The following is a 340-nucleotide window of genomic DNA, read 5'->3' as shown; positions in this document are numbered from 1 at the left end:
GTGTACAAGGCCCGGGAACGTATTCACCGCAGCGTTGCTGATCTGCGATTACTAGCGACTCCGACTTCACGGGGTCGAGTTGCAGACCCCGATCCGAACTGAGACCGGCTTTACGGGATTAGCTCGCCCTCACGGACTGGCAACCCACTGTACCGACCATTGTAGCATGTGTGAAGCCCTGGACATAAGGGGCATGATGATTTGACGTCATCCCCACCTTCCTCCGAGTTAACCCCGGCAGTTTCTTACGAGTCCCCACCACAACGTGCTGGCAACATAAGACAAGGGTTGCGCTCGTTGCGGGACTTAACCCAACATCTCACGACACGAGCTGACGACA

The 340-nt window shown here is 56.2% G+C and carries 1 rRNA gene; it reads right to left on the bottom strand.

Annotation, left to right across the window (positions count from 1 at the left end):
* Positions 1-340: ribosomal RNA gene (locus tag HMPREF3011_RS10840) — 16S ribosomal RNA — on the bottom strand; the annotation flags it as partial.

Origin of the sequence: Corynebacterium sp. HMSC074C04, from assembly GCF_001838295.1 — a bacterium.
In the GTDB taxonomy this organism is placed as follows: domain Bacteria; phylum Actinomycetota; class Actinomycetes; order Mycobacteriales; family Mycobacteriaceae; genus Corynebacterium; species Corynebacterium amycolatum.
Note: the sequence above shows the minus strand (reverse complement) of the source record. Positions and strands in the feature narration are given on the sequence as shown.